This window comes from Streptomyces sp. UF-297 (assembly GCF_058245575.1).
The window spans coordinates 1-22,540 of sequence record NZ_JBSIBZ010000097.1; the positions used below are offsets into that span (position 1 = coordinate 1).

The 22,540-nt window shown below is 73.9% G+C and carries 16 protein-coding genes; 4 read left to right on the forward strand and 12 right to left on the reverse strand.

The window, feature by feature from the left end; genetic code table 11:
• Positions 1-102: 102 nt before the first annotated feature.
• A complete protein-coding gene (gene treZ, locus AC4IJH_RS36625) occupies positions 103-1,857 on the reverse strand; it encodes a malto-oligosyltrehalose trehalohydrolase (protein WP_490856301.1) in 1,755 nt (584 codons plus the stop codon).
• Between the two features lie 69 nt (positions 1,858-1,926).
• On the reverse strand, positions 1,927-2,844 hold the full coding sequence (locus AC4IJH_RS36630; protein ID WP_490856302.1) for a GNAT family N-acetyltransferase: 918 nt from the start codon (positions 2,842-2,844) through the stop codon (positions 1,927-1,929).
• Between the two features lie 250 nt (positions 2,845-3,094).
• Here AC4IJH_RS36630 and AC4IJH_RS36635 point away from each other — a divergent pair, with 250 nt between their 5' ends.
• Positions 3,095-3,640, forward strand: coding sequence for an FHA domain-containing protein (locus tag AC4IJH_RS36635; RefSeq protein WP_490856303.1), 546 nt, complete (start codon positions 3,095-3,097; stop codon positions 3,638-3,640).
• 74 nt (positions 3,641-3,714) lie between these two features.
• On the opposite strand, the gene AC4IJH_RS36640 is transcribed toward AC4IJH_RS36635, so the two are convergent.
• From AC4IJH_RS36640 to lpdA, 3 genes are all read right to left on the reverse strand, one after another.
• Complete coding sequence (locus AC4IJH_RS36640) at positions 3,715-4,140, reverse strand: hypothetical protein (protein WP_490856304.1); 426 nt, start codon at positions 4,138-4,140, stop codon at positions 3,715-3,717.
• Between the two features lie 93 nt (positions 4,141-4,233).
• The gene (otr(A), locus tag AC4IJH_RS36645; protein ID WP_490856305.1) at positions 4,234-6,156 is read right to left on the reverse strand and encodes a tetracycline resistance ribosomal protection protein Otr(A); all 1,923 of its coding nucleotides are present in this window, start codon (positions 6,154-6,156) and stop codon (positions 4,234-4,236) included.
• A 160-nt stretch (positions 6,157-6,316) separates the two neighbouring features.
• A complete protein-coding gene (gene lpdA, locus AC4IJH_RS36650; protein ID WP_490856306.1) occupies positions 6,317-7,738 on the reverse strand; it encodes a dihydrolipoyl dehydrogenase in 1,422 nt (473 codons plus the stop codon).
• 93 nt (positions 7,739-7,831) lie between these two features.
• Between lpdA and AC4IJH_RS36655 the strand changes: the two genes are divergently transcribed.
• The gene (locus AC4IJH_RS36655) at positions 7,832-8,704 is read left to right on the forward strand and encodes a LysR family transcriptional regulator (RefSeq protein ID WP_490856307.1); all 873 of its coding nucleotides are present in this window, start codon (positions 7,832-7,834) and stop codon (positions 8,702-8,704) included.
• A gap of 48 nt (positions 8,705-8,752) precedes the next feature.
• On the opposite strand, the gene treY is transcribed toward AC4IJH_RS36655, so the two are convergent.
• The 6 genes from treY to AC4IJH_RS36685 form a co-directional block, all read right to left on the reverse strand.
• Positions 8,753-11,266, reverse strand: a complete 2,514-nt coding sequence (gene treY / locus AC4IJH_RS36660; RefSeq protein ID WP_490856308.1) for a malto-oligosyltrehalose synthase — start codon at positions 11,264-11,266, stop codon at positions 8,753-8,755.
• Positions 11,267-11,342: 76 nt separating this feature from the next.
• Complete coding sequence (locus AC4IJH_RS36665; protein ID WP_490856309.1) at positions 11,343-12,611, reverse strand: extracellular solute-binding protein; 1,269 nt, start codon at positions 12,609-12,611, stop codon at positions 11,343-11,345.
• A complete protein-coding gene (locus AC4IJH_RS36670) occupies positions 12,608-13,666 on the reverse strand; it encodes a hypothetical protein (RefSeq protein ID WP_490856310.1) in 1,059 nt (352 codons plus the stop codon). The genes AC4IJH_RS36665 and AC4IJH_RS36670 overlap by 4 nt, the downstream gene beginning before the upstream one ends.
• A complete protein-coding gene (locus AC4IJH_RS36675) occupies positions 13,663-15,027 on the reverse strand; it encodes a VWA domain-containing protein (RefSeq protein WP_490856311.1) in 1,365 nt (454 codons plus the stop codon). The genes AC4IJH_RS36670 and AC4IJH_RS36675 overlap by 4 nt, the downstream gene beginning before the upstream one ends.
• Positions 14,976-17,156 carry a serine/threonine protein kinase gene (locus AC4IJH_RS36680; protein WP_490856312.1) on the reverse strand — a complete coding sequence of 727 codons (2,181 nt, stop codon included), beginning with the start codon at positions 17,154-17,156 and terminating at the stop codon, positions 14,976-14,978. Before AC4IJH_RS36680 ends, AC4IJH_RS36675 begins: the two co-directional genes overlap by 52 nt.
• 31 nt (positions 17,157-17,187) lie before the next feature.
• Positions 17,188-18,864: a S1 family peptidase gene (locus tag AC4IJH_RS36685; RefSeq protein WP_490856313.1), complete on the reverse strand. Its 1,677-nt coding sequence runs from the start codon at positions 18,862-18,864 to the stop codon at positions 17,188-17,190.
• 61 nt (positions 18,865-18,925) lie between these two features.
• Between AC4IJH_RS36685 and AC4IJH_RS36690 the strand changes: the two genes are divergently transcribed.
• Positions 18,926-19,234 carry a trypco2 family protein gene (locus tag AC4IJH_RS36690; protein ID WP_490856314.1) on the forward strand — a complete coding sequence of 103 codons (309 nt, stop codon included), beginning with the start codon at positions 18,926-18,928 and terminating at the stop codon, positions 19,232-19,234.
• 72 nt (positions 19,235-19,306) lie between these two features.
• On the opposite strand, the gene glgX is transcribed toward AC4IJH_RS36690, so the two are convergent.
• Complete coding sequence (glgX, locus tag AC4IJH_RS36695; RefSeq protein WP_490856315.1) at positions 19,307-21,451, reverse strand: glycogen debranching protein GlgX; 2,145 nt, start codon at positions 21,449-21,451, stop codon at positions 19,307-19,309.
• Positions 21,452-21,676: 225 nt separating this feature from the next.
• Here glgX and AC4IJH_RS36700 point away from each other — a divergent pair, with 225 nt between their 5' ends.
• Entirely contained in the window at positions 21,677-22,525 is an 849-nt protein-coding gene (locus AC4IJH_RS36700; protein WP_490856316.1) for a Tat pathway signal sequence domain protein, read from the forward strand.
• The last annotated feature ends 15 nt before the right edge of the window (positions 22,526-22,540 follow it).

Sequence of the window (22,540 nt, forward strand, 5' to 3'; positions counted from 1 at the left end):
CCTGTGGGAGAGTAGGACGCCGCCGAACAATTTTTGTGGGGAGCCCCGCACCGTATGGTGCGGGGCTTTTCCGCGTTCAGCAGCCTTTCACAGGCAATTCGATCAGCCGGCGCGGAAGATGACCGCCGATTCGGGTGGGAGGTGCAGGGGGCCGTCCAGGGTTGGGGGTTGGGGGGTGGGCCAGGCGGCCAAGGGATGGGGGTGGGAGGTGGGGAGGGGGATTTCTGCGGGGTGGGTGGGGTGGAGATTGACTGCGAGGTGGAGAGGGGGCCGGGTGAGGTGGAGCCATTGGGCGGACTCGTCGTAGGCGACGTCGGTGGTGGTGAGGTCGGGGTCGGTCAGGGACGGGTGGGTGCGGCGTAGGGACAGCAGGGTGCGATGCCAGGTGAGGAGGGAGGCGTGCGGCTCGGCGTCCAGGCAGGACCAGTCCAGGCAGGAGCGGGCGCGGGTGGCCGGGTCCTGCGGGTCGGGGATGGCGTCCGCGGTCCAGCCGTGGGTGGCGAACTCCGCGCGGCGGCCGGTCCGTACGGCCTCGGCCAGCTCCGGGTCGGTGTGGTCGGTGAAGTACTGCCAGGGGGTGCGGGCGCCGAACTCCTCGCCCATGAAGAGCATGGGCGTGAAGGGGGAGCACAGGACCAGGGCGGCGGCGCAGGCCAGCCGGCCGGGGGAGAGGTGCGCGGCGAGACGGTCGCCCAGGGCGCGGTTGCCGACCTGGTCGTGGGTCTGGGCGTAGGCCAGCAGCCGGTGGGCGGGGGTGGCGCGCAGGTCCAGCGGGGCGCCGTGCGAGCGGCCGCGGAAGGCCGAGTGGGTGCCGGAGTGGAAGAAGCCCTCGGTGAGGGTCTTGGCGAGGGCGGCCATCGGGGCGCGGGCGAAGTCGGCGTAGTAGCCCTGGGATTCGCCGGTCAGGGCGGTGTGCAGGGCGTGGTGGAAGTCGTCGTTCCACTGGGCGTGCACGCCCAGGCCGCCGAGCGGGCGCGGGGCCGTGGTGCGCGGATCGTTGAGGTCGGACTCGGCGATGAGGAACAGCGGGCGCCGCAGGTGGGCGGCCAAGGTGTCCACGGCGGTGGAGAGTTCGGCCAGGAAGTGGCGGGCGCGGGTGTCGTGCAGGGCGTGTACGGCGTCCAGGCGCAGCCCGTCCAGGCGGTATTCGCGCAGCCAGGCGAGCGCGCTGTCGACGAAGTACGAGCGGACCTCGTCGGAGCCCGGGGCGTCGAGGTTGACCGCGGCGCCCCACGGGGTGTGGTGGGTGTCGGTGAAGTACGGCCCGAAGGCGGTCAGATGGTTGCCGGAGGGGCCGAGGTGGTTGTGGACGACGTCGAGGACGACGCCCAGGCCGTGGCCGTGGGCCGCGTCGACGAAGCGCTTGAAGCCGTCCGGGCCGCCGTAGGGCTCGTGCACGGACCAGGGCGCGACACCGTCGTAGCCCCAGCCGTGGCGGCCGGGGAAGGAGCAGACGGGCATCACGCTGAGGTGGGTGATGCCCAACTCGGCCAGGTGGGGCAGGCGTTCCACGGCGGCGTCGAAGGTGCCGGGGCGGGTGTACGTACCGATGTGCAGCTCGTACAGGACGGCGCCGGGCAGCGGGCGGCCGGGCCAGGGGTGGCGCCAGGGGAAGCGGTGGTGCTCGACGACCGCGCTCGGCCCCTCCGGCCCTTCGGGCAGCCGGGCCGAGCGCGGGTCGGGCAGCAGCGGGCCGTCGTCGAGGCGGAAGGCGTAGCGGTCGCCGTGCCGTGCCGGGGCCCGGGTCAGCCACCAGCCGGAGCGGGCGGGATCGGGCTCCATGGGGTACGCGCGGTCGGCGCCCTCCAGCTTGAGCAGCACCCGTCGGGCGCGTGGGGCCCATATCTCGAACTGCACGGCCGGCTCCTTCGTCGGGGAGGTTCGTGCGGTGCCGGACCGAACGCACCGGCCCGGCACCGCCCGGTCTCAGACGAAGAAAGCACGCTCCTGGGTCAAGGGGTAGCCCGCCTTGGCGAAGGCCGCCGCCATCGGGACATTCGGCCGGTCCGTCTCGGCGACGATCCGGTCCACGCCCTCGGCCGCCAGATGGCGGGTGCAGTCCACGAGGAGGTCGTAGGCGTAGCCGTGGCCGCGCTGTTCGGGGACGACGCCGATGAAGCCGATGACCGGCGCGGTGTGGTTGCGCGCGGGGATGTGCAGCCCGGCGACCTCGCCGTCGCAGGTGTACGCCACCCGCCACCACTCACGGGGCGAGGGGTACCAGTGGAAGTACTCCATCTCCTCCTGGGCGGCCTGCTCCACGCCGCCCTCGGCGATGGCCTTGCGGGCGTGGGCGTCCAGCGAACCCCTCTGGACGCGGCGCAGCACGTCCAGGATGACGCCGTCGTCGGGCTCGGGCCGGAAGTCGAGGCGTCCCGGGGCCTCGGGCAGGCCGCACTCGGGGGTCCAGGTGTAGCGCAGCCGCTCGACGAGCGGGGCGAGTCCGGCGGCCCGTGCCGCGTCGATACGGGTCTCGGCGGCGGCGCGTACCTCCGGGATGTCGTGCCAGCCGGGCGGCAGCATCAGGACGTACTCCGCGTGCAGCGGGGCGGTGCGCAGCAGTTCGGCAGCGGCGGCGTCCTCGCCCGGTGCGAAGTCGAACCAGTCCAGGGCCAGCGGCGCCGGGTCGTCGGGGCCCGCCCACCAGACGGCGCGGGCGACGACGGCCTCGTCGCGCAGCGCCACCCAGGTCCAGTCGGGGCGGTAGGGGCCGCCCTGCGCCACGGTGGTGTAGGGGCGGTCGAAGGCGGCGTGGCCCAACAGGTGGGTGGTGGGGTCGTTCAGGGTGTGGAAGAGATGGGCGTCGCTCTCGGTGAGCGCGCGGATGACCAGTGGGTCGGTCATGGGTGCCTGGGTCCTCTCGGAAGGCGGTGGGCGCGCTCCCGGTCAGACGTGGTCGGCCCGGCGGGACATGGGGCGGGAGCGCTCGGTGGCAATCAGCTCAAAAGGCTGCAACGGCATGGCTCTTCGCCCCCTTTCTCCGTCGTATGCGGGCGTGAGGCGGACTCTAGCCCGGCAGGGGCGGCCCGGGCCAGGGGTTTTCCGGCACCCACCCGCCTGGACAGCGACTCGTGCCGTCCGGAGAATTGCGACCATGACATCCTTGGAGTTCCCGGCGCGGCCGGCCCGCCCGTCCGACGCCGACCGGGAACGCGCCTTGGAGGTGCTGCGCGAGGGCGCGGCACAGGGGCGGATCTCCCAGGACACCTTTCTGCGGCGGCTGGAGCTGGTGCTCACCGCCCGGCACCACTCGGAACTGCGCGCGGCCACCAGCGACTTGGCCTCCCGCGGCCGGATCCAAGGGTCCCTGCTGCGGATGGTGGGCAAGGTGTCGGCGTTCAACATCATGGTGCGCAGGGCCTGGCGGGCCGAGCGGCTGCCGAAACTGCTGCTGCCGATGCCGGGGCCGACACCGCTGCTGATCGGCCGGGCGCCCGGCATGGGCCTGCGCCTGAACCACGACACGGTCTCCCGCGCCCACGCGGAGCTGCGCAGCGCGGGCGACGGCTGGATCCTGCGCGACCTGGGCTCCACCAACGGCACCGTCGTCAACGGGCGCCGGGTGGTGGGAGCGGTGTCCGTGGGCCCCGGCGACCAGGTGAAGTTCGGCGAGGTGGGCTACCTCCTGACGGAGGGCTGAGCGCTCCGCCGGATATGCGGTGTGTCGGCTGCGGGTGCGTCCTGGCCGGCCGCGCCCACGCGACGGAGCCGCAGTCAGAACGGGGCGTACGTCGTCCCGTCGGTGGTGCGGACCAGGAAGTCGGGGACCGTGCGGGCCGCGGGCAGGCCGGCGTCGAGGTCCGGGTCCTTCTCCCGCAGCTCCTCCTCCGGTTCGTCCAGGAGCCCGGGTGACTCGGCGAGCTCCGCGGCCGTCGGGCGGTCACGCCAGTACGGCAGGCCGAGCATCAGCTCCAGCGCCTCGCGCAGGCTCGTGGCGATCAGCCCGGCGCCGCCCTCGGAGTCGGCGTACAGGACGGGGCGCTCGTCCACCGGGCCGTCGCCGCACAGGAAGTACGAGCCGCCGGCGCCGCACCCGGCTATGACGTCGAGCCGGTCGCCGGAGACCAGGCGCAGCTCCTCCACCGGGTCCCGGCGGGTGATGTCGACATCGCAGGGGTACTCCAGGTAGCCCGCCACCACCGGGTCGTTCTCGATGAGGTCGAGGAGGGTGGGAGAGGTGGCGGGAGCGGTCGCGGGGCTCGGCCGTGCGGTCCGGGCCCCGTACGTGCCGTATCAGGCCTGCCGGTGTCCGTTTGCGGGCCGGTCCCCGGACGGGTGGGAGAACCAGGTGCCCTCGCCGTGCGTCAGCCCCGGCAGGCGCCGTTCGGCCTCCTGGACGTGGCGGGCGGCGATCTCCCCGGTCAGCAGCCAGGAGGTCCGGCCGCCGCTCGTGGCGCCGATCCGGGCGCCCAGGGAGGCCAGTTGGGCGGTGACCGGGGCGATGGCGTCCAGGGGGATCTCGGTCTCGAAGGCGTGGTACGGCTCGTGGACGCGGGTGCCGGCGCGGTGCAGGGCGCGCCGCAGGACGTCGCGGGTGGCCGTGCGGAAGTCGCCCGCCGTGCTGAGCGGGCCGACGAAGCCGGAGCGGGTCAGGACGACGCGGCAGTCCGTCACGGCCCAGCCGTGCGGGCCGGTGCGCAGGGTCTCGTGCACGGTGTCCTCGACGGCCTGGTGGAAGCCGTGCGGCAGGGCGCCCAGTTCGGTCTCGTAGGCGAAGACCCGGCCCGACCCCGGTGCGCCGGGCTCCACGCGCAGGCCGACCGTCGCCCACGGGCCCGAGTGGTGGCGCCGGGCGATCTCGTGCAGCGCCTCGCCGGTGCCCGAGGGCCGCTCCACGCAGACGACACTGCTGGGCTCGAACTCCGCCTCGATGCCGTAGTCCTGGGCCAGCGTCGCCGAGACGATCTCCTTCTGCACCTCGCCGTAGAGGAGGAGGGAGGTGGTGCCGTCGGGTTCGGGGCGGGCGTGGATGAGGGGGTCCTGACCGGCCAGGTCCAGCAGGGCCGTGCGCAGTGCGGCAGACCGTTCGGGTGCCTTGGCCCGTACGAGCGTGCGCAGGGTCGGGCGGGCGAACAGCGCGCGGGAGCCGGGGGTGTGGCGGGCCGGGCCCAGCCGGTCGCCGACGCGCAGCTGGGGCAGGCCGCGCAGGATCAGGATGTCACCGGCGGACTGGGGGCGCCCGTCGCCCGGGGCCCGGCCCGCGATGTCCAGGGAGGTGACGCGGCCGGTGAGGTCCTCGGCCGCCGCGTCGGGGCGGTCGCGGTGGAAGGTGAGCCGCTCGCGGGGCCGCAACGCGCCGCCGTACAGCCGCAGATGGGCGTGGCGCTCGCCGCCGGGGGAGCGGTGCACGGCGAACACCGTGCCGATGGGTGAGGAGTGCGGCGCGGGGGCGGACGGGGGGAGGAAGCGGATCATGCCGTCGATGAGGGCGGCGATGCCCTCTCCGCCGAGCGCCGAGCCGAAGTAGACGGGGTGGACGGTGCCGTCGGCGGTGCGGGCCGCCAGGGCGGTGCGCAGTTCGCCGGGGGTGGGCGGGGGCCCGTCCACGAGCCGGGCCAGGATGCCGTGGTCGACCTCGGCGAGCACGTCGGCCAACTGCCCGTCGGCGTACGGGTCTTCGGCCGGATGCGGCTCGGTGCTGACCCGGGGCGTGCCCGCGTCCCGTACGGCTGTCATGGGGACGACCAGCGGGGTGAGCCGGTCCCGGATCTCCGCGAGGAGGCCGAGGTGCCGGGCGCCCGCCCGGTCGATCTTGTTGACGAAGACCAGGGTGGGCAGCCGCAGCCGGCGCAGGGTCCGCATCAGGACGCGGGTCTGGGCCTGGACGCCCTCGACGGCGGAGAGCAGCAGGACGGCGCCGTCGAGCACCCCCAGGGCGCGCTCGACCTCGGCGATGAAGTCGCTGTGGCCAGGGGTGTCGATCAGGTTGACCTGGGTGTCGCCGACGGTGAAGGAGGCCACGGCGGAGCGGATGGTGATGCCGCGCTGCCGCTCGATGGCTCCGGTGTCCGTGCGGGTGTCGCCGGCGTCGACGCTGCCGAGGCGGCCGATGGCGCCGGTGTCGAAGAGCAGCCGCTCGGTGAGGCTGGTCTTACCCGCGTCGACGTGGGCGAGAATGCCGATGTTGAGGGTGTGCGAGGTGCAGGCAGAAGTCACGGTGGGTGGATTCCTCGAGAACTGTCGTCCGGTGGGGGCGATGAGTGGTTCCGAGGAATCGGCGCATTCGGGGCTCCTGGCCGTGCGGGGTCACATGGGTGCGTACGGCGCCATGGTCCGGGTGGCCCCATGGCGCCGCAACCGAATTTCGGGGCGCAGGTCAGTGCTGGTGCAGGCCCCGCCCGGCGAGCGTCAGGAAGGTCTCGCCGACCGCCTCCGACAGGGTGGGGTGGGCGTGGATGAGCTGGGCGACGTCGGTGGGCTCGGCGTCCCAGGCCACGATGAGCTGGCTCTCGGCGATCATCTCCGAGACGTTCGGGCCGACCAGGTGGACGCCCAGGACCGCGCCGGTGGCCTCGCCGCCCGCGCCGTCGGCCGCCGCGACGACCTTCACCATGCCGCCCTGCCCGTGCACCATGCCCTTGGCGGTGGCCGTCAGCGGCATGGTGTTGACCTTGACCTCGTGGCCGCGGGCGCGGGCCTCGGCCTCGGTCAGGCCGACCGAGGCGGTCTGCGGGGAGGAGTACGTCACCCGGGGCACGGCCGCGTAGTCCACCGGCCGGGACGGGATGCCCGCGAGGGTCTCGGCCACCAACAGGCCCTCGGCGAAGGACGCGTGGGCCAGGCCGAGCGAGGGCGGCGGCAGCAGGTCGCCCACCACATGGATGCCGGGCACCGCGGTCTCCAGCCGCGACCAGTCGGCGGGCGGCACGAAGCCCCGCTCGTCGGTGGCGAGCCCGGCGGCCTCCAGGTCCAGCCCTTCGGTCACCGGGGCCCGGCCGACGGCTACCAGCAGCCGCTCGGCCTCGATGGCCGCCTCCTCGCCCTTCGCGGTGCGCACGGTGGCCCGTACCCCGTCCGGCAGCAACTCGGCGCCGGACAGCAGGGAGTTCGTACGGACCTGGATGCCGCGCTTCTTCAGGCCGCGGGTCAGATGGCGGCTGACGTCCTCGTCCTCCAGCGGCAGCAGCCGGTCCGCGTACTCGACGAGGGTGACCTCGGCGCCCATGGAGCGGTGCAGGGAGGCGTACTCGACGCCGATCGCGCCGCCGCCCAGCACCAGCACCGACGCGGGCAGCCCGGGGGCGAACAGGGCGTCGTCGCTGGTGACGACGCGGCGGGCGTCGGCTGTCAGGCCCGGCAGCAGGCGCGGGCGGGAGCCGGTGGCCAGCACGATGCCGCGCCGGGCGGTGAACCGGCCGCCGCCCTCGATGTGGACGCTGCGCGGGCCCGTCAGCCGGGCCGTGCCGCGTACGATCCGCACGCCCGCGCTCGACAGGTGCCCCTCCACGCCCTGGTGGTTGCGGGAGACGATGGTGTCGCGGGTGGCGGTCAGCGCGTCCCAGTCCACCGCGTCCACCGTGGCCTTCACACCCCATCGCTCGCGGGCCTCGGCGATGCCGTCCACCAGCTCCGCGGCGTGCAGCATCGCCTTGCTGGGGATGCAGCCGCGGTGCAGGCAGGTGCCGCCGATCAGGTCGCGCTCGGCCAGTACCACCCGCAGGCCGAGCGCCGCGGCGCGCAGGGCCGTGCTGTAGCCGCCGGTGCCGCCGCCGATGATGATGACGTCTGTCTCGTTCATGCCTCAAGCCTCCGCTGACGTGCAGTGATGAGTCCAAGGCAATGTTTCTATGGGAGCGATGAGCACCGTGCATGTGACAGGGGTGGCGCAGACATGAGTCTTCGGCAGATGGAGTATCTGGTCGCGGTCGTCGAGGAGGAGTCCTTCACCCGCGCCGCCGAGGCGCTCCATGTCACCCAGTCCGCGCTCTCGCACCAGATCAAGGCGCTGGAGCGGGAGGTCGGCGGGCCGCTGCTGGAGCGGATGCCGCGCGGGGTGCGGCTGACCGCGATGGGCCGCGCCTACTTCCCGTACGCCGAACTGGCCGTGCGCAGCGCGGTGCAGGCGCGGCGCGCGGCCCTGGCGGCGGACGGCGCCCTGAGCGGCGAGCTGCACATCGCGGCCGTGCACGCGCACGCCGTCGGTGTGCTGCCCGAGGTGTGCCGGCGCTGGCGCGAGGAGCACGGCGGGGTGCGCCTGGTGCTGCACGAGTACGCCACGACCGACGAGCTGTACGAGCAGATGGCGCGCGGCATCGCCGATGTCGCGGTGGGGCCGCGGCCACCGCAGTGGCAGGGTCCCGTCACGGCGGTGGGCCAGGAGCGGATGGTGCTGGTCCTGCAGCCCGGCGACCCCCTGGAGGGCCGGGAGAGCGTGGCGCTGGCGGAGCTGGCCGGCCGGCCGTGGGTGCGCTGCGCCCTGGAGCCCCGGATCCAGGGGCGGCGGTGGCTGGACGTGCTCAGCGAGCGGGCCGGTTTCACCCCGCGTACGGCCGTGCGCACCCAGCACTCCTCCACGGCGGTGCGGATGGCGGCGGCCGGGGTCGGCGTGCTGATCACCGCCGCGCACGAACTGCGGGGGATGGACTGTGTGTCCGTGCCCATGGAGGGCGAGTGGGGGCGGGAGATCACGCTCTTCTCGCGGGTGGCGCTGACGGGGGCGGCGGAGGTGTTCGCCGGCCTGCTGCGGGAGGGCCTGGCGGAGTGAGGGCCCGGGGCGTGCGGCGGGTGCGTACGGCCCCGGGCCCGGTAGGCCTCACGCTCCCCGCCCCTCGGCCGGTTGTGCCGTCAGCAGGGCGACCGGGTACGTCGCGAGCAGGCGGCCCAGCGAGACGCTGCCGCCGGGCACTTCGCGCCCGGTGAGCAGGTCGCGCCAGCTGCCCCCGTCCGGCAGCGGGAGTTCCGTGCCGCGCCAGCCGCCGGCCTCCGCGAGCCGCAGCGAGAGCCGGGTGGCGACCGTCACCACCCGCCCGGCCCGCGCGAAGGCCAGGGCGTGGTCCGCCGCCGGGCCCTCGGCGTGCAGCGGGGTGTACGTGCCCTGCGGGCCGAACCACCGCGGGTGGTCCCGGCGCAGCCGCAGGGCCGTGGCCGTCACCAGCAGCTTGAGCGCCGACAGGCCACGCGGCGCCGCGCCGGAGTCCAGTTCGGCCAGCAGCGCGGGCCGGAAGCGGGCCGGGCGCCGGTTGTCCGGGTCGACCAGGGCCGCGAACTCCACCTCCGTGCCCTGGTAGAGGTCGGGGACGCCGGGCATGGTCAGCTGGATCAGCGCGGCCCCCAGGATGTTGGCGCGGGCGAAGGGGGCCAGCTCCTGGGCCAGTTCGGCGATCCGGGCGGCGGCCGGACCGCACGGCCCGGCGCGCAGGAACTCGCTCACCGCGTCCTCGTAGACCGCGTCGGGCTCGGTCCAGGTCGTGCGCAGCCCGGCCTCGCGCACGCACTTGAGGACGTAGGGCACCAGCCGCTGCGGCGCCGACTCGCCGAGCCCGAAGGCGCTCTGCCAGGCCAGCCACGCCACCTGCGGGTCCGGCGCGCAGCCGCTCTGCACCCGGGCCGTCTCCGCCGTCGTGCGCACCAGCAGCTCCCGCCAGCGCTCCGGGCATTCGGACAGCACGGCGATCCTGGCCCGTACATCCGCGCTGCGCTTGGTGTCGTGGGTGGACAGCGCGGTGCCCGTCAGCGGCCAGTCGCGCTGGAGGCGGGCGCAGTACGCGTGGAAGGTGTCCGCGTCCACCGAGGGCGACCCCGGGTCGCAGCCCACCTCGCAGGCCGACAGCAGCGGGGTGTAGCGGTAAAAGGCGGTGTCCTCCACCGACTTGGCGTGCAGCGCGGAGGCGGTCTGGGCGAACCGCGCGCAGAAGTCCACGACGTCCGCGCCGTCGCCGATCAGGCCGAGCGCCAGGTCGCGTACGAGGTCCACCGAGCGGGCCTCCTCGGGTACCCGGAAGGCGGTGCGGGCCCGGGCCGCGGCCTCGGCCAGCATCGCCGCGTCCTGCTGGGTGCGCGCGGTGCCGGTGGTGGCGCAGCAGGTGGCGTCCGCGGTGGCGTAGGGGCGGTAGAGGGGGATACGGACCAGCAGTTCGCGGACGGCGGCGCGCAGGGCCCAGGGGGCGTGGTCGCCGTGGTGCGGTGCGCGGTTGCCGATCCGTGCGGCGGTGCGCACCAACCGGTCGACCTCGGAGGCCAGTTCGTGGGTGACCACCTCGTAGGCGGCGCGCCGTACCGTTTCCTCCCAGTCGCCGCCGCCGTCGGCCAGCGGGGCGGCGAAGTCGCGGTAGGCGGTGAACAGGCTGCCGGAGCCGAGCGGGCACACGAACAGGCCGTCGATGTGCCGCAGCGCGTCGTAGCCGGTGGTGCCCGCGCACGCCCAGCTGTCCGGCAGCAGCTCGGGGCCGGTCAGGATCTTCTCCACGACCGTCCAGTGCCCGCCGCCGGCCGTGCGCAGCTGGGTCAGGTAGCCGCCCGGGTCGGCCAGGCCGTCGACGTGGTCCACCCGCAGCCCCTCGATGACGCCCTCGCGCAGCAGCCGCAGCACGGTGGCGTGGGTGGCCCGGAAGACGGCCGGGTCCTCGGCGCGTAACCCGATCAGGTCCGAAATGGTGAAGAACCGGCGGTAGTTGAGGTCGGAGCGGGCCAGCCGCCACCACGCCAAGCGGTACCACTGGGCGTCCAGGAGGTGCGGCAGGGGCAGCCGCTCGGTGCCGGGACGGATGGGGAAGGCGTGGTCGTGGTAGCGCAGCACCTCGCCGTCCACCTGGAGGTGGCGCAGCTCGTCGCCGAGGCGCCCGCCCAGCAGGGGCAGCAGCAGCCGGCCGCCGTGCCCGGCGTCCCAGTCGATGTCGAACCAGTGGGCGTAGGCGGAGGCCGGGCCGTCCCGCAGCACTTCCCACAGCGGGCGGCTGAGCGACTCGGGGACGGGGACGGCCATGTGGTTGGGGACGATGTCCACCACCAGGCCCAGGCCGTGCGAGCGGGCGGTACGGGACAGGGCGCGCAGCCCCTCCTCGCCGCCCAGTTCGGCGCGTACGGCCGAGTGGTCCACCACGTCGTAGCCGTGCCGGGAGCCGGGCACCGCCTCCAGTACGGGGGAGAGGTGCAGATGGGAGACGCCCAGCGTGGCCAGATAGGGCACGGCCTTCTCCGCGGCGGCGAAGGGGAAGTCCGGCTGCAGCTGGAGCCGGTAGGTCGACAGGGGTGCCGACGGTGCCGCGGGCGCACGGGGAGCTTCGGCCGCGGCGGATGCGGTGGGTGGCGCGCTCGATTCGGGCGTCATGGGAACACACGTACCCGCCCTGGGGCGTGTTGCTTCATCCCGGCCCGCGCGCGGCGGCCCGTACCGGCGGTGCGCGCTACCGGGCGGACCGGGCGCAGATGGCGGGGAGTTGGGGCCGGCCGTCGGCAGCCGGGGCGCCGGAGTCCTTCAGTGGTACGCGCTCCCCGTCCGGCTCGGCCGCCAGCCCGTGCTCCTGGTCGAGCGTTTCGAGGAGGGGGTCGAGCACTTTCTGCCTGGGGTCGGCGAGGTAGCGTAGCGCGGCCCGGTGGAAGGCGTTGCGCAGGGTCGGCGGCATGGTGTCCGAGGCGTCCAGACACCGGTAGCGCGCGTACCTGGGGTCCTGCGGGTCGCCCAGGACGCGGTCCAGCTCCTGGCCGCCCCAGCGCTCGCGGGCCTTGGCCGTGGAGAGCCACTCCAGCAGCGCGCGGGCGGCCGGGGAGTCGTGGAACATCGCCGCCATGTCTCCCGCGACCTCGTACGCCGAGCGGTCGTTGGCCAGTTCGGGGACGGCCTGGGCGCTGGGGGTGAAGGTGATGGGCGAGCCGTGGTGCAGCGAGCCGTAGTACAGGGGGCGTACGAAGGAACCCGCGTGTTCCCGGGTGCAGTTTCCGGGCGCCGGCTGGAACAGCAGCCCCTTGCCCCCGTCGCCGATGTAGCTGGTCCGCAGCGCCGAACCGGAGGGCACCGGGTTGCCCTGGGTCAGGATGCGGCCCCAGGTCTGCCAGGCGTCGCGGACGGGCGCCGAGTTCCAGGGCAGCTTCCCCGTCGCCCACTGCTCGTACACGCCCGCACCGGCGCGCTGGAGCAGGATGTCCTCGATCCAGTCGGTGCCGGGCCAGCCGGAGGTGGCGCCGCCCGCCATGCCCATGCACCAGCGCGACGGCCGCGCCTCGCGCTCGGCGTGCCAGACCAGGGACTTGAGTTCCATCTTCACCGGGGTCCAGTACTTGCGGGCCGGTCCCCCGTCGAGGCTCAGCGCGGCCGCCCAGGGCTCCGGCGAGCGCTTGGCCACGCTCTCGGGCAGCGCCAGCAGCCTGCGGTCGCGGGCGTACTCCAGCAGTTCGCCGGGGCTGTTGAGGATGGCGATGTCGGGCGGCGAGTCGGCCTGCACCTGGGCCAGCAGCGTCTCGCGCAGCGCGCTGGTCCCCTCGAAGTCGGCCCGGAATCCGGTGTCGCGCTCGAAGTCCTTCAGCGCCGCCTCGAAGATGGCCCCCTCGGTCTCCGTCCACGGGCCCAGTACGGTGACCGTCTGGCGGCGCTCCTGCGCACAGCCCCCGGCCAGCGCGGCAGTGGCCACCATGGCGGCGGCCAGCAGCAGCCGCGCCCACCGCGCCGCCCTGCTCACGGGCGGTCGGCCGTGGCGGTGAAGTCGTACTCGGAGCGGTGTGTCTGCAGCGTCCACCAGATGACTCCCAGCATCAGCAGGCCGTCCAGCAGCAGGAAATTGGTGAGCATGGCCCAGGCCCCGGTGTGGGCCTCGCCGAGCGAGCGGGCCATGGCCTGCCCGACCCGGTCGATGGTCTCCGCGCTCGCGCCGGGGCCCAGCGCGTCGACGGCCCGCTGCGCGGCCGCCTGCGCGCCGTGGGCCACCCAGGTCCCGTACGCGCACACCGCCACGGTGGCGGCCACCACCACGATCACCGAGGAGAGCGGGATGCTGATGCGCAGGTGGAACCGCCGTCGCAGGAACACCTGCAGGCCCACGAGCCGTACGACGAGCACGAGCAGCGCCAGCAGGCCCAGCGGCCCGGCGGCCTTCGGCACCGTGCCCCAGTCCTCCCGGCGGTCCAGCGCCCGGCGCTGGTTGACCTGGAGTGCGGTGATGCGGTCGGCTATGCCGGTGCGGGGGTCCTTGAGCATGCCGTGGGCGTACTGCAAGTAGGCCTGGCGCAGGGCCGGTTCGGACGCCGCGGCCAGATTGATCCAGTTGGTGTAGCCGCCGATCAGCCCGATCACCACGCTCAGCCGCTGCCGGTCGGTCGGCTCCAGCGCGCTGGTCTGGGCGACGCGGACCAGGCTCTGGTTGACGCGGGTGGTCAGCGTCCCGTACTCCTCGCCCAGGCCCGCCAACTGGAGCTGCTCCTGGTTCCGCCCCTGCTCGCCACGCAGCCGGCGGTCGGCCGTGCGGTGCGCGCTGTCCAGCGCGGCGCGGGCCCTGGCGAGCTCCAGGGCGGCGGGGGCGTGGGCGCGCTCGATGGGCGCGGAGTCGCGGTGGATCGCGTCGTACGCGGCGGTCAGCGCGCCGAAGCCGAGGACGGTCAGGGCCAGCAGCGTGACGAGCTTGCGGTTCAGGAACGCCGCGGTGCCGGGGGCGTTCCACAGGCGCCACAGCCGCTCGGCGCGGCCCCGCCACGCCCCGTGCGCAGGCCCGCCGGGCAGCAGCCGACGCCACCGGCTCACTCCTCCTCCCCGCCCCGGGACAGGCTCGGCGGCAGGGTGGTGTGGGCCCGCAGGACCACGGCCGACTTGATGTCCAGCGGCTTGATGTCCGCGCGGATCTCCACCTCGCCGCGCCCGGCGTCGACGATCTCCACGACGTCGGCCAGCCGCCGCAGCATCCGCTCGTCGCGCAGCTGGTGGGCCAGTCGCACCGCCCGGCCCCAGGCCTGCCGGGCCCGCGCCAGATCGCCCGCGGCGTGGGCGCTGCGGCCCTCGTCCAGCTCGCGCGCCAGGTCGTCGTGGTGGCAGTAGTGCACGACCTTGGCGTCGTAACGGCTGTAGAGATCACGGCGGTTGGTCCACTGCACCAGTACGGGGCGGGCCGGCGGCAGGGCGGGGAACGCGCCGGCGCCGGGCTCGGCCACCAGCTTCACCTCCGCCAGCCACAGGCCCACGTCCAGCGGCTCCTCGGGCCGGTGGGAGACCGGCAGCGACACCAGGTAGTCGCGGGTCTCGGCGCCCCAGGGCGCGGTGGGGAACTCCAGGCAGCGCTCTCCTGCGGCCTCGCCCTGGGCGAGCAGGTCGCGGCGTACGGGGTGTACCTGCTCGACGGTGCGCGGCGCGCATCCCGTGCGGTGGGTGATGCGCAGCCGCAGGCCGTCCAGGAGCCGGGCGCTGGACTCCTCGGTGACCGCGCGCAGTTCGGCGGCCAGCGCGGTCAGGTCGCGCACCCGGTCGGCCTCGCCGTGCAGCCGGTCGGCGATCAGCTGGAGCTCGTCGGGGTCCCAGTCCTCGCCGATGCCCCGGGCGTCGCAGGTGAACCGGCCGGTGCAGGCGGCGAGTTCGGCCTCCAGCGCCTGGCGGCTCTCGTGCTCGTTGCGCCCGTCGCTGAGTAGCAGGGTGTGCCCGAGGGTGTCGGGGGCGGTGGCGAGCAGCTCGCGGGCCAGCGCGAGCCAGCTGCCGATCGCGGTGCCGCCGCGCGGGCTCAGCCTGCGTACCGCCTCCTCGGCCGCCTGTCGGCTCTCGCCGGACACCCGGGCCAGCGAGGGGACTTCGGAGGGCGGGGGATAGACCGGCTCGGCGCTGCCGCGGCCCGCCACGACCGCGAAGCGGGTGCCCTCGGGCAGCGCGGCGACGGCCGCCAGCGCCGCGTCCTGCGCCGCCCACAGCTTCTCGCGCGGATGCCCCATGGACGCGGAGCAGTCCAGTACGAACACCTCGGCCTTGTCGGGCGCGGACCGCGGCACGGCGTCGCTGCCCACGGTGACCGTCACCACGGCCGACATCAGCCGCTCGGGCCCGGGAGCCGCCGAGAGGTAGGGCTGCTGGCTCACTTCCAGGCGGACGGCGCCGCCGCCGACCGCCCGATCTTCTTCAGCCATGGGTGCTCCTTGTGGGTCCAGTGCAGCGGCCGGGTGGCGTTCGCCAGGTCGAGCAGGGCCTCGAACGCCGGCCGCCGCTCGGCCTGCCCGGCAAGGACCCGGTAGGAGCCGGCCAGCCGCTCCCGCCAGCCGTTGCCGGTTCTGGGCAGGCCTGGCCGCAGCTCGGCGAGGTGGTCGGCGAGCTGTGCGGCGGCGGTCTCCACGGCCGGGTCCGCCCGGACGGCCCGGCCCGTCCTGCGGGCCGCGCCGGAATCCCGCAGCCCGCGCAGCCACTCCAGCACCGCCTCCTGGACGGCCGTCTCCAGCCGGTCCCTGGCGGCCTGGTCCGTCAGGCCCTCCTCGTCCGCCAGCGCGTGCAGCCGGGTGTACGCCTCGATCAGCGACGCCGGGTCCCGGGTGGCCTCGCGCCCCGGCGCGACCAGGATGCGCAGGACGGCCGTGCGGGCGGCGGTGCGGTGCGGGGAGACCTTGGGCACGCCGTCCAGCACCTCCCGGGCGCCCGCGCGGCGGCCCTGGGACAGGTGGATGCGCGCCAGGCCGAAGGCGGCGCTGCCCAGCGAGCGGTTGCGCAGCCACACCGCCTCGTAGAAGTGCCCGGCGCGCTCCGGCGCGCCCAGCTGCTCGTGGCAGTGGCCAAGGGCCAGCTTGGGGGCGTACTCGCCGGGCAGCGCGCTGTAGACCCGGTCGAACTCGCGGCGCGCCTCGGCCGGTTCGCCGGCGGCCAGGTGGACCAGCGCGCGGTGCCAGTCCAGCCGCCAGTCGAAGCGGGCCATCGGGCCCAGCAGCTGCTCGGCCGCCGCCAGCTGCCGGCGGGCCGCCTCGATGCCGTCGGGGATCAGCAGCCGGCAGCGCAGCAGATGCACCTCCACCGACGGAGTCCAGCCCGCGAGGAGCTGCAGCAGGCTCTTGTCGGTCTGCGAAATGCGGCTCAGCGCGGCCGCGTTGGCGTCTTGGGGGTCGGGCTCCGGTACGGGAAGGCCGGCCGCGGTCTGCGCGGGATCCGGCGGCGGGGCGGCCAGCGGCGCCCGGTGCGCGCCCGACTCCCAGAACGCGATCGGCGGGGCCTGGCCCAGGCCGCCGTCCAGCGCGTCGGCCCCCGGCCTGAACAGCAGTGACGGCTCGAAGGTCTCCTCGCCCAGCCGCAGCGAGCGCAACTCCCGCAACACGCCGTGCAGTTGCAGCGACATCTCCTGCGCGGTGGCGAATCGCGCCCTGGGGTCGTCGGCGATGGCCCTGGCCAGCACCCGGTTCAAGGACTCCGCGCCCAGCCGCAGCGCCTGCGAGGGGGCGCGGGCCGCCAGCGCGCGCAGGGTCTTGCCGACGCTGTAGAGGTCGGCGGCCGGACGGGAGCGCCCCTCCTTGTCGACCTCGGGCGCCGTGAAGTCCTGGGTGCCCGGCCCCACCGCGTCGAACTCCCGTACGCCGCCCAGGTCGATGACCTTGATGCCGCCGCCGCAGTGCATGACGTTCTGCGGCTTCATGTCCCCGTACACCTTGTTGTTGCGGTGCAGATAGCCGAGCGCGTTCAGGATGCGGATGCCGTAGCTGAGGATGAACTCGTGCACCCGGGCGCCGTCGAACGGCGCCTGGTCGCGGGCGATGTACTCGGCGATCTGCTCCAGCGTCATCCCGCTGGCGAACTCCAGCACGATGAAGTCGGTGCCGCTGCCGTGGTGGGTGGCGTAGTTGATGACCCGCACGATGTCGGGGTGGTTGAGGTCCACCAGCTGGCGCCGCTCGCGCCGGGCGATCTCCCGTACCGCGCGGTCCCCCGGGTCCAGCAGCCCCTTGAGGGCGACCGGGCGGTCGTGCAGCTGGAGGTCCTTGGCGAGGTAGACGCGGCCCATGCCGCCCTTCGCGATCGGCCCGACCACCCGGTACTGCTCGGCCAGTACGTCGCCCTTGGCCAACTGGCATTCGGAGGCGGCCACTTGGCGGTCCACCAGCAGATCGGGGTCCGGGACCAGGACGGCGGGCAGGTCGGTGGTCCCGGAGCCCGCCTCGGCCAGGACGTAGGGGCCCGGCCCGGACGGAGCGGGCTCGGGGCCGTCGACGGGCAGGCCGGTGCGGTCGCAGTAGCCGGTCTCGGTGACCTGGCCGGTGCAGCCCGGGTGCGGACACGCCCTCACCGACGTGCCTCCCCGGTGTCCTCGCCCCGCCTCAACCCCGCGCCTCCCCCTCGTCGATGGCCCGCCGGGCCTCGGCCATGAAGCGCTCCACGGCCTGTTCGGCGTCCTGCATCGCGCACGGCGCCTCGGCCAGCAGATGGTGCGCCGCGCGGTAGGCGGGGGCGGGGCCCGCCGCCTCGGCCAGGCCGTGCGCGGCCAGCTGTGCCTGGAAGCCGTCCAGCAGGCCGCACAGTTCGTGGTGGCGGGCCAGCAGCCCCGACAGCTCGCGGTGCGCGGCTTCGGCCTCGTACAGCGCGCCCTCCGCCGCCCGCTCCACGAAGGAGAGCTTGGGCAGGAACGGGCTGGTGTCCCGGCCGGGGTCGGCCCGCAGCCGGATCAGCTTCAGCTCCAGGTCGGGGGTGTAGCGCCGCACCCGCGGCAGACCGGTGATCCGGGCCGCGGCGCGCCGGCGCAGGCCCTCCGCGCGCTGTTCGGCCTCCAGCAGCTGTGCGACCCGCGCGCCGATGCGGGCCAGCCAGCGTTCGGGCCACTCCCGGGACAGCAGCAGCTCCCGGCCCAGGTCCAGGGCGGGGGAGTCCAGGCGGGAGAAGACCAGCAGCAGGCGGCCGCGGCGCTCGCCGAGCCCGCGCAGCAGCTCCAGTACGGCCCGCGGTTCGGCGGCCTGGTCCACGCCGGCGAACACGGCGGTCAGCGGCAGCGGCCCGGTGCCGCCGCGGCCCATCCGCGCCTCGATCTCCCGCGCCAGCTCTGTTCCGGTCTTGCCCCGTACGTCCACGGCCAGGTCCAGGCTTCCGGCCGGTGGGGAGTCCGTGCCGGCGCCGGGCACCGAGGTGCGCGGCGAGCGCTCGCGGTCCGCGCGCGCGAGCGCGGCCTGGAGCGTACGGGTGGCGTCGGCGTCCTGTTCGCGGACGAAGGTGAACTCCACGGCCGCCATGAAGTCCTCGTGGGTCAGCCAGCGGGTCAGCCAGCGCGAGAAGCCGTGGTCGGGGCAGGAGGCGGGGGTGGAGGTGTCCAGGCCCGCCGGGACGATGGAGGGCGGCACGGTCAGCGGCCCGCGCACCCAGCGCTCGCGCACCAGGTCCAGGTGCTTGGCGATGGTGCCGGTGGGGATCATGTAGCCGTGGTGGTAGGTGATGTCGTCGCGCTCGGTGGTGAACTTGCTGACCACGATGCCGACCGGCTTGCCGCTCTCGTTGTCGACCACCCCGGCGCCGCTGAAGTACTTCGACATGATGTCGTTGTCGCCGACGGGGTCGATCTGCACCCACTCGGGCCCGGGTCCGCCGGGCCCCTTGACCACCGCCTCCACCACCTCGCCGTACGGATTGCCGCGGGGGTAGCCGGTCACCCGCACACTGCGGCCCCAGAACGGCGGCAGCCGGTGCAGCACGGCGGACGCGGCCTCGGGCGCGGGCCCGTGCAGCCGCAGCAGCGCCAGATCCCCGCTGTGGTCCTTGCGCCGGGGCACCCAGTGGCCCGGCTCGACGCTCGCCGTCCACTCCTGGCCCGGCAGGTGGGGGAAGTCCACCAGCACCTGCGGATGGGGCTCGTCGGTCCCGGATCTGCGCACCACATGCGCACAGGTGAGGACCAGCCCGTCCCCCAGAAGTACGCCCGCGCCCAGTACCCCGTGCTCGGCGGTGCGCAGGCGCGCCCGCCAAGTCTCCTTGTCCGTACGTAAGTTGGATTCCCCCATGGTCCTGCCCACGGTGCAGGAGGATAGCCGCGGGACGAGCCCACGCACACCTGAGACGAAGGAGGATACGGCGATGGCGGACGCGTTCGAGGAAGCGGAACTGGCCGAGGTGATCGGCAAGGTACGGGCCGATCTGGAGGAGGCGCAGCGCCGCGGCCAGGGCAGCACGCTGCGCTTCAAAGTGAGCAAGGTCAGCCTGGAACTCGCCGTGCAGGTGCGCCGCGAGGGCGGCGCCAAGGGCGGCCTGCGCATCGGCGTACTGACCGCGGAACTGGCCGGCGGGCTGGCCAGGGACCAGACGCACCGCATCCAGGTGGAGCTGGAGCCGCACGGGCCGCGCGGGCACGTCGACGTCGGCGGGGAGGACGACGAGGCGCACTGACCCGCGGCGCTCAGGCGTGACAGCACGCACCGGCCCCTGGCGCGCAGGTGTGCGCGCTCCGGCCCGCGGCGCTCAGGCGGGCCGCTGGAGCACCACCAGGCTGCGCGCCGCCAGCGGCACCCGGTCCCCGGCCTGGACCTTGGTGCCGCTGCCGTCCGCGACCGCCTGCGGCCGGGCGGTGTCCACCACGGCCTGCCACTGGCGCCCGTGGTCCACCGGCACCGTGAACTCCAACTCCTGGTCGTGGGCGTTGAACATCAGCAGGAAGGAGTCGTCGACGATCCGCTCGCCGCGCTCGCCCGGCTCGGTGATCGCGCTGCCGTTGAGGAAGACCGTGACCGACTTGGCGTGCGCCGCCTGCCAGTCGCGCTGCTGCATCTCCTCGCCCTCGGGCGTGAACCACGCTATGTCGGACAGCTCGTCGTGGGTGCCCTCGATGGGCCGGCCGTGGAAGAAGCGGCGGCGCCTGAAGACCGGGTGGTCGCGCCGCAGCCACACCATCTGCCGTACGAAATTCAGCAGTTCGCGCTGCTCCTGGGCGGCCTCGGGATCCTGTTCGGAGCTCTCCCCGCCCGGCCAGTGCACCCAGGTCAGCTCGTTGTCCTGGCAGTAGCCGTTGTTGTTGCCCAGCTGGCTGCGCCCGAACTCGTCCCCGTGGCTGAGCATCGGCACGCCCTGCGAGAGCATCAGGGTGGCGATGAAGTTGCGCGTCTGGCGCAGCCGCAGCTCGCGGATCCGTACGTCGTCGGTGGGCCCCTCCACCCCGCAGTTCCAGGACCGGTTGAAGCTCTCCCCGTCCTGGTTGTTCTCGCCGTTGTCCTCGTTGTGCTTCTCGTTGTACGAGACCAGGTCGCGCAGGGTGAAGCCGTCGTGGCAGGTGACGAAGTTGACGGAGGCGATCGGGCGCCGCCCGTCGCCCTGGTAGAGGTCCGAGGAGCCGGTCAGGCGGGACCCGAACTCCGCCAGGGTGCGCGGCTCGCCGCGCCACAGGTCGCGCACGGTGTCGCGGTACTTGCCGTTCCACTCGGTCCACAGGGGAGGGAAGTTCCCCACCTGATAGCCGCCCTCGCCCACGTCCCACGGCTCGGCGATCAGCTTCACCTGGCTGACCACCGGGTCCTGCTGCACCAGGTCGAAGAACGAGGAGAGCCGGTCCACCTCGTGGAACTGCCGGGCCAGCGTCGCCGCCAGGTCGAAGCGGAAGCCGTCCACCCGCATCTCGTCCACCCAGTAGCGCAGCGAGTCCATGATCATCTGGAGCACGTGCGGGCTGCGCATCAGCAGGGAGTTGCCGGTGCCGGTGGTGTCCATGTAGTAGCGCGGATCGTCGGTGAGCCGGTAGTACGAGAGGTTGTCCAGGCCGCGGAAGGAGAGCGTGGGGCCCAGGTGGTTGCCCTCGGCCGTGTGGTTGTAGACCACGTCCAGGATGACCTCGATGCCGGCCTGGTGCAGCGCCCGTACCGCCGACTTGAACTCCAGCACCTGCTCGCCGCGGTCGCCCCAGGAGGCGTAGGCGTTGTGCGGCGCGAAGAACCCCAGGGTGTTGTACCCCCAGTAATTGGCCATGCCCGCGTCCACCAGGCGGTGGTCGTGCACGAACTGGTGGACCGGCATCAGCTCCAGGGCCGTGACGCCCAGGTCCGTCAGATGCTCTATGACCGCCGGGTGCGCGAGGGCCGCGTACGTGCCGCGCAGTTCCTGGGGCAGGTCGGGGTGGAGCATGGTCAGGCCCTTGACGTGTGCCTCGTAGAGCACCGTCTCGTGGTAGGCGGTGCGCGGCGGGCGGTCGTCGCCCCAGTCGAAGTAGGGGTTGACCACCACCGAGGCCATGGTGTGCGGCGCCGAGTCCAGGTCGTTGCGCTCCTCGGGGCTGCCGAAGCGGTAGCCGTAGACCGCCTCGTCCCAGTCGATGGCGCCGCTCACCGCCCGTGCGTAGGGGTCCAGCAGCAGCTTGGCGGAGTTGCAGCGGTGCCCGCGCTCCGGCTCGTAGGGGCCGTGCACCCGGAAGCCGTAGCGCTGGCCCGGCATGACTCCGGGGAGGTAGGCGTGCCGTACGAACGCGTCGTCCTCGCGCAGTTCGACGGCGGTCTCCGACCCGTCGTCGTGCAGCAGGCACAGCTCGATGCGCCGTGCCGCCTCGGAGAACACCGCGAAGTTGGTGCCCGCACCGTCATAGGTGGCACCCAGGGGATACGCCTGACCCGGCCAGACCTGCATACGTCGACTCTTCCACTTCTCCGGCGGGCGCCGCGACGGCTTGTGCGTCCCGCCACTGCGGTCCGAACCGGGATTCTTTCCCAAGTCACTGCGGACCAAGGGAATTTGGCCTGATCTTCGCTGATACGGGGGCAACCTGTCGAGAATACGGTTCGTCCTACTGAGCGACCGATGTATGCGTTAAAGCCTGAACTTCCTTACTTCACAAGGGAACAGGGGGGAAACGTGCGCAAGTTGATGCACCGTCACCTCGGCAAGGTGGTGGCGGGCGCGGCCATCGCACTGACGGGTACCGCCGTCATGGCCGCGGTAACACTTCCGGGTGATGCCGGGGCCGCCGGGGGGAACGGACGGGCGAGAAGCGCCGCGTCCGCGGCGGACGGCACACAGGGCGACAGAGGCCAGGACGGTCCGGACGGCCAGGGGGGCCGGGGAGCGCAGGCGCGCCCCGGAGTGGTCGAGGACGCCCCGCGCGAAGGGGCCAAGGGGAGCGGCCGGGACCCGCTCACCGACGACGAGCTGCGCCGCGCACAGGGGCTGGCGCTGGACCGCACCCTGCGGATGAGCGCGCTGGACGTCGACGGGGACAGGGGGCCGGAGCGGCTGACCACCGACCTGGCCGAGCTGCCTCCCGCCGAGGCGGACCTGGCCGACCCGCCGCGCCGCGCCGACGTCTCCTTCTACGACTACAAGGACGACACCTACGTCACCAAGACCGTCAACCTCACCACCGGCAAGGTCGAGGACAGCGACGTCCAGCGCGGCGTCCAGCCGCCGCCGAGCCACAGCGAGGCGGAGGAGGCGGCCCGCCTCCTGATCGCCGCGCCGCTCGGCGACGGCCTCAAGAGGGACTTCAAGAGCGCCACCGGCAAGGAGCTGACCTCACCCGGCCAGCTGTCGGTGTCCGGATTCGTCTACCGGGGCGAGGCGGAGGGCGCGGCGCCCGCCGACCTGAAGGCCTGTGGCCAGCACCGCTGTGTCCGTCTGTTCACCAAGGTCAAGAACGGCCAGTGGATCGACACCCGCAGCTTCGTGGTGGACCTGAGCGCCCGCACGGTGGGGCGCCTGCCCTGAGCCGTACGCCGCCGG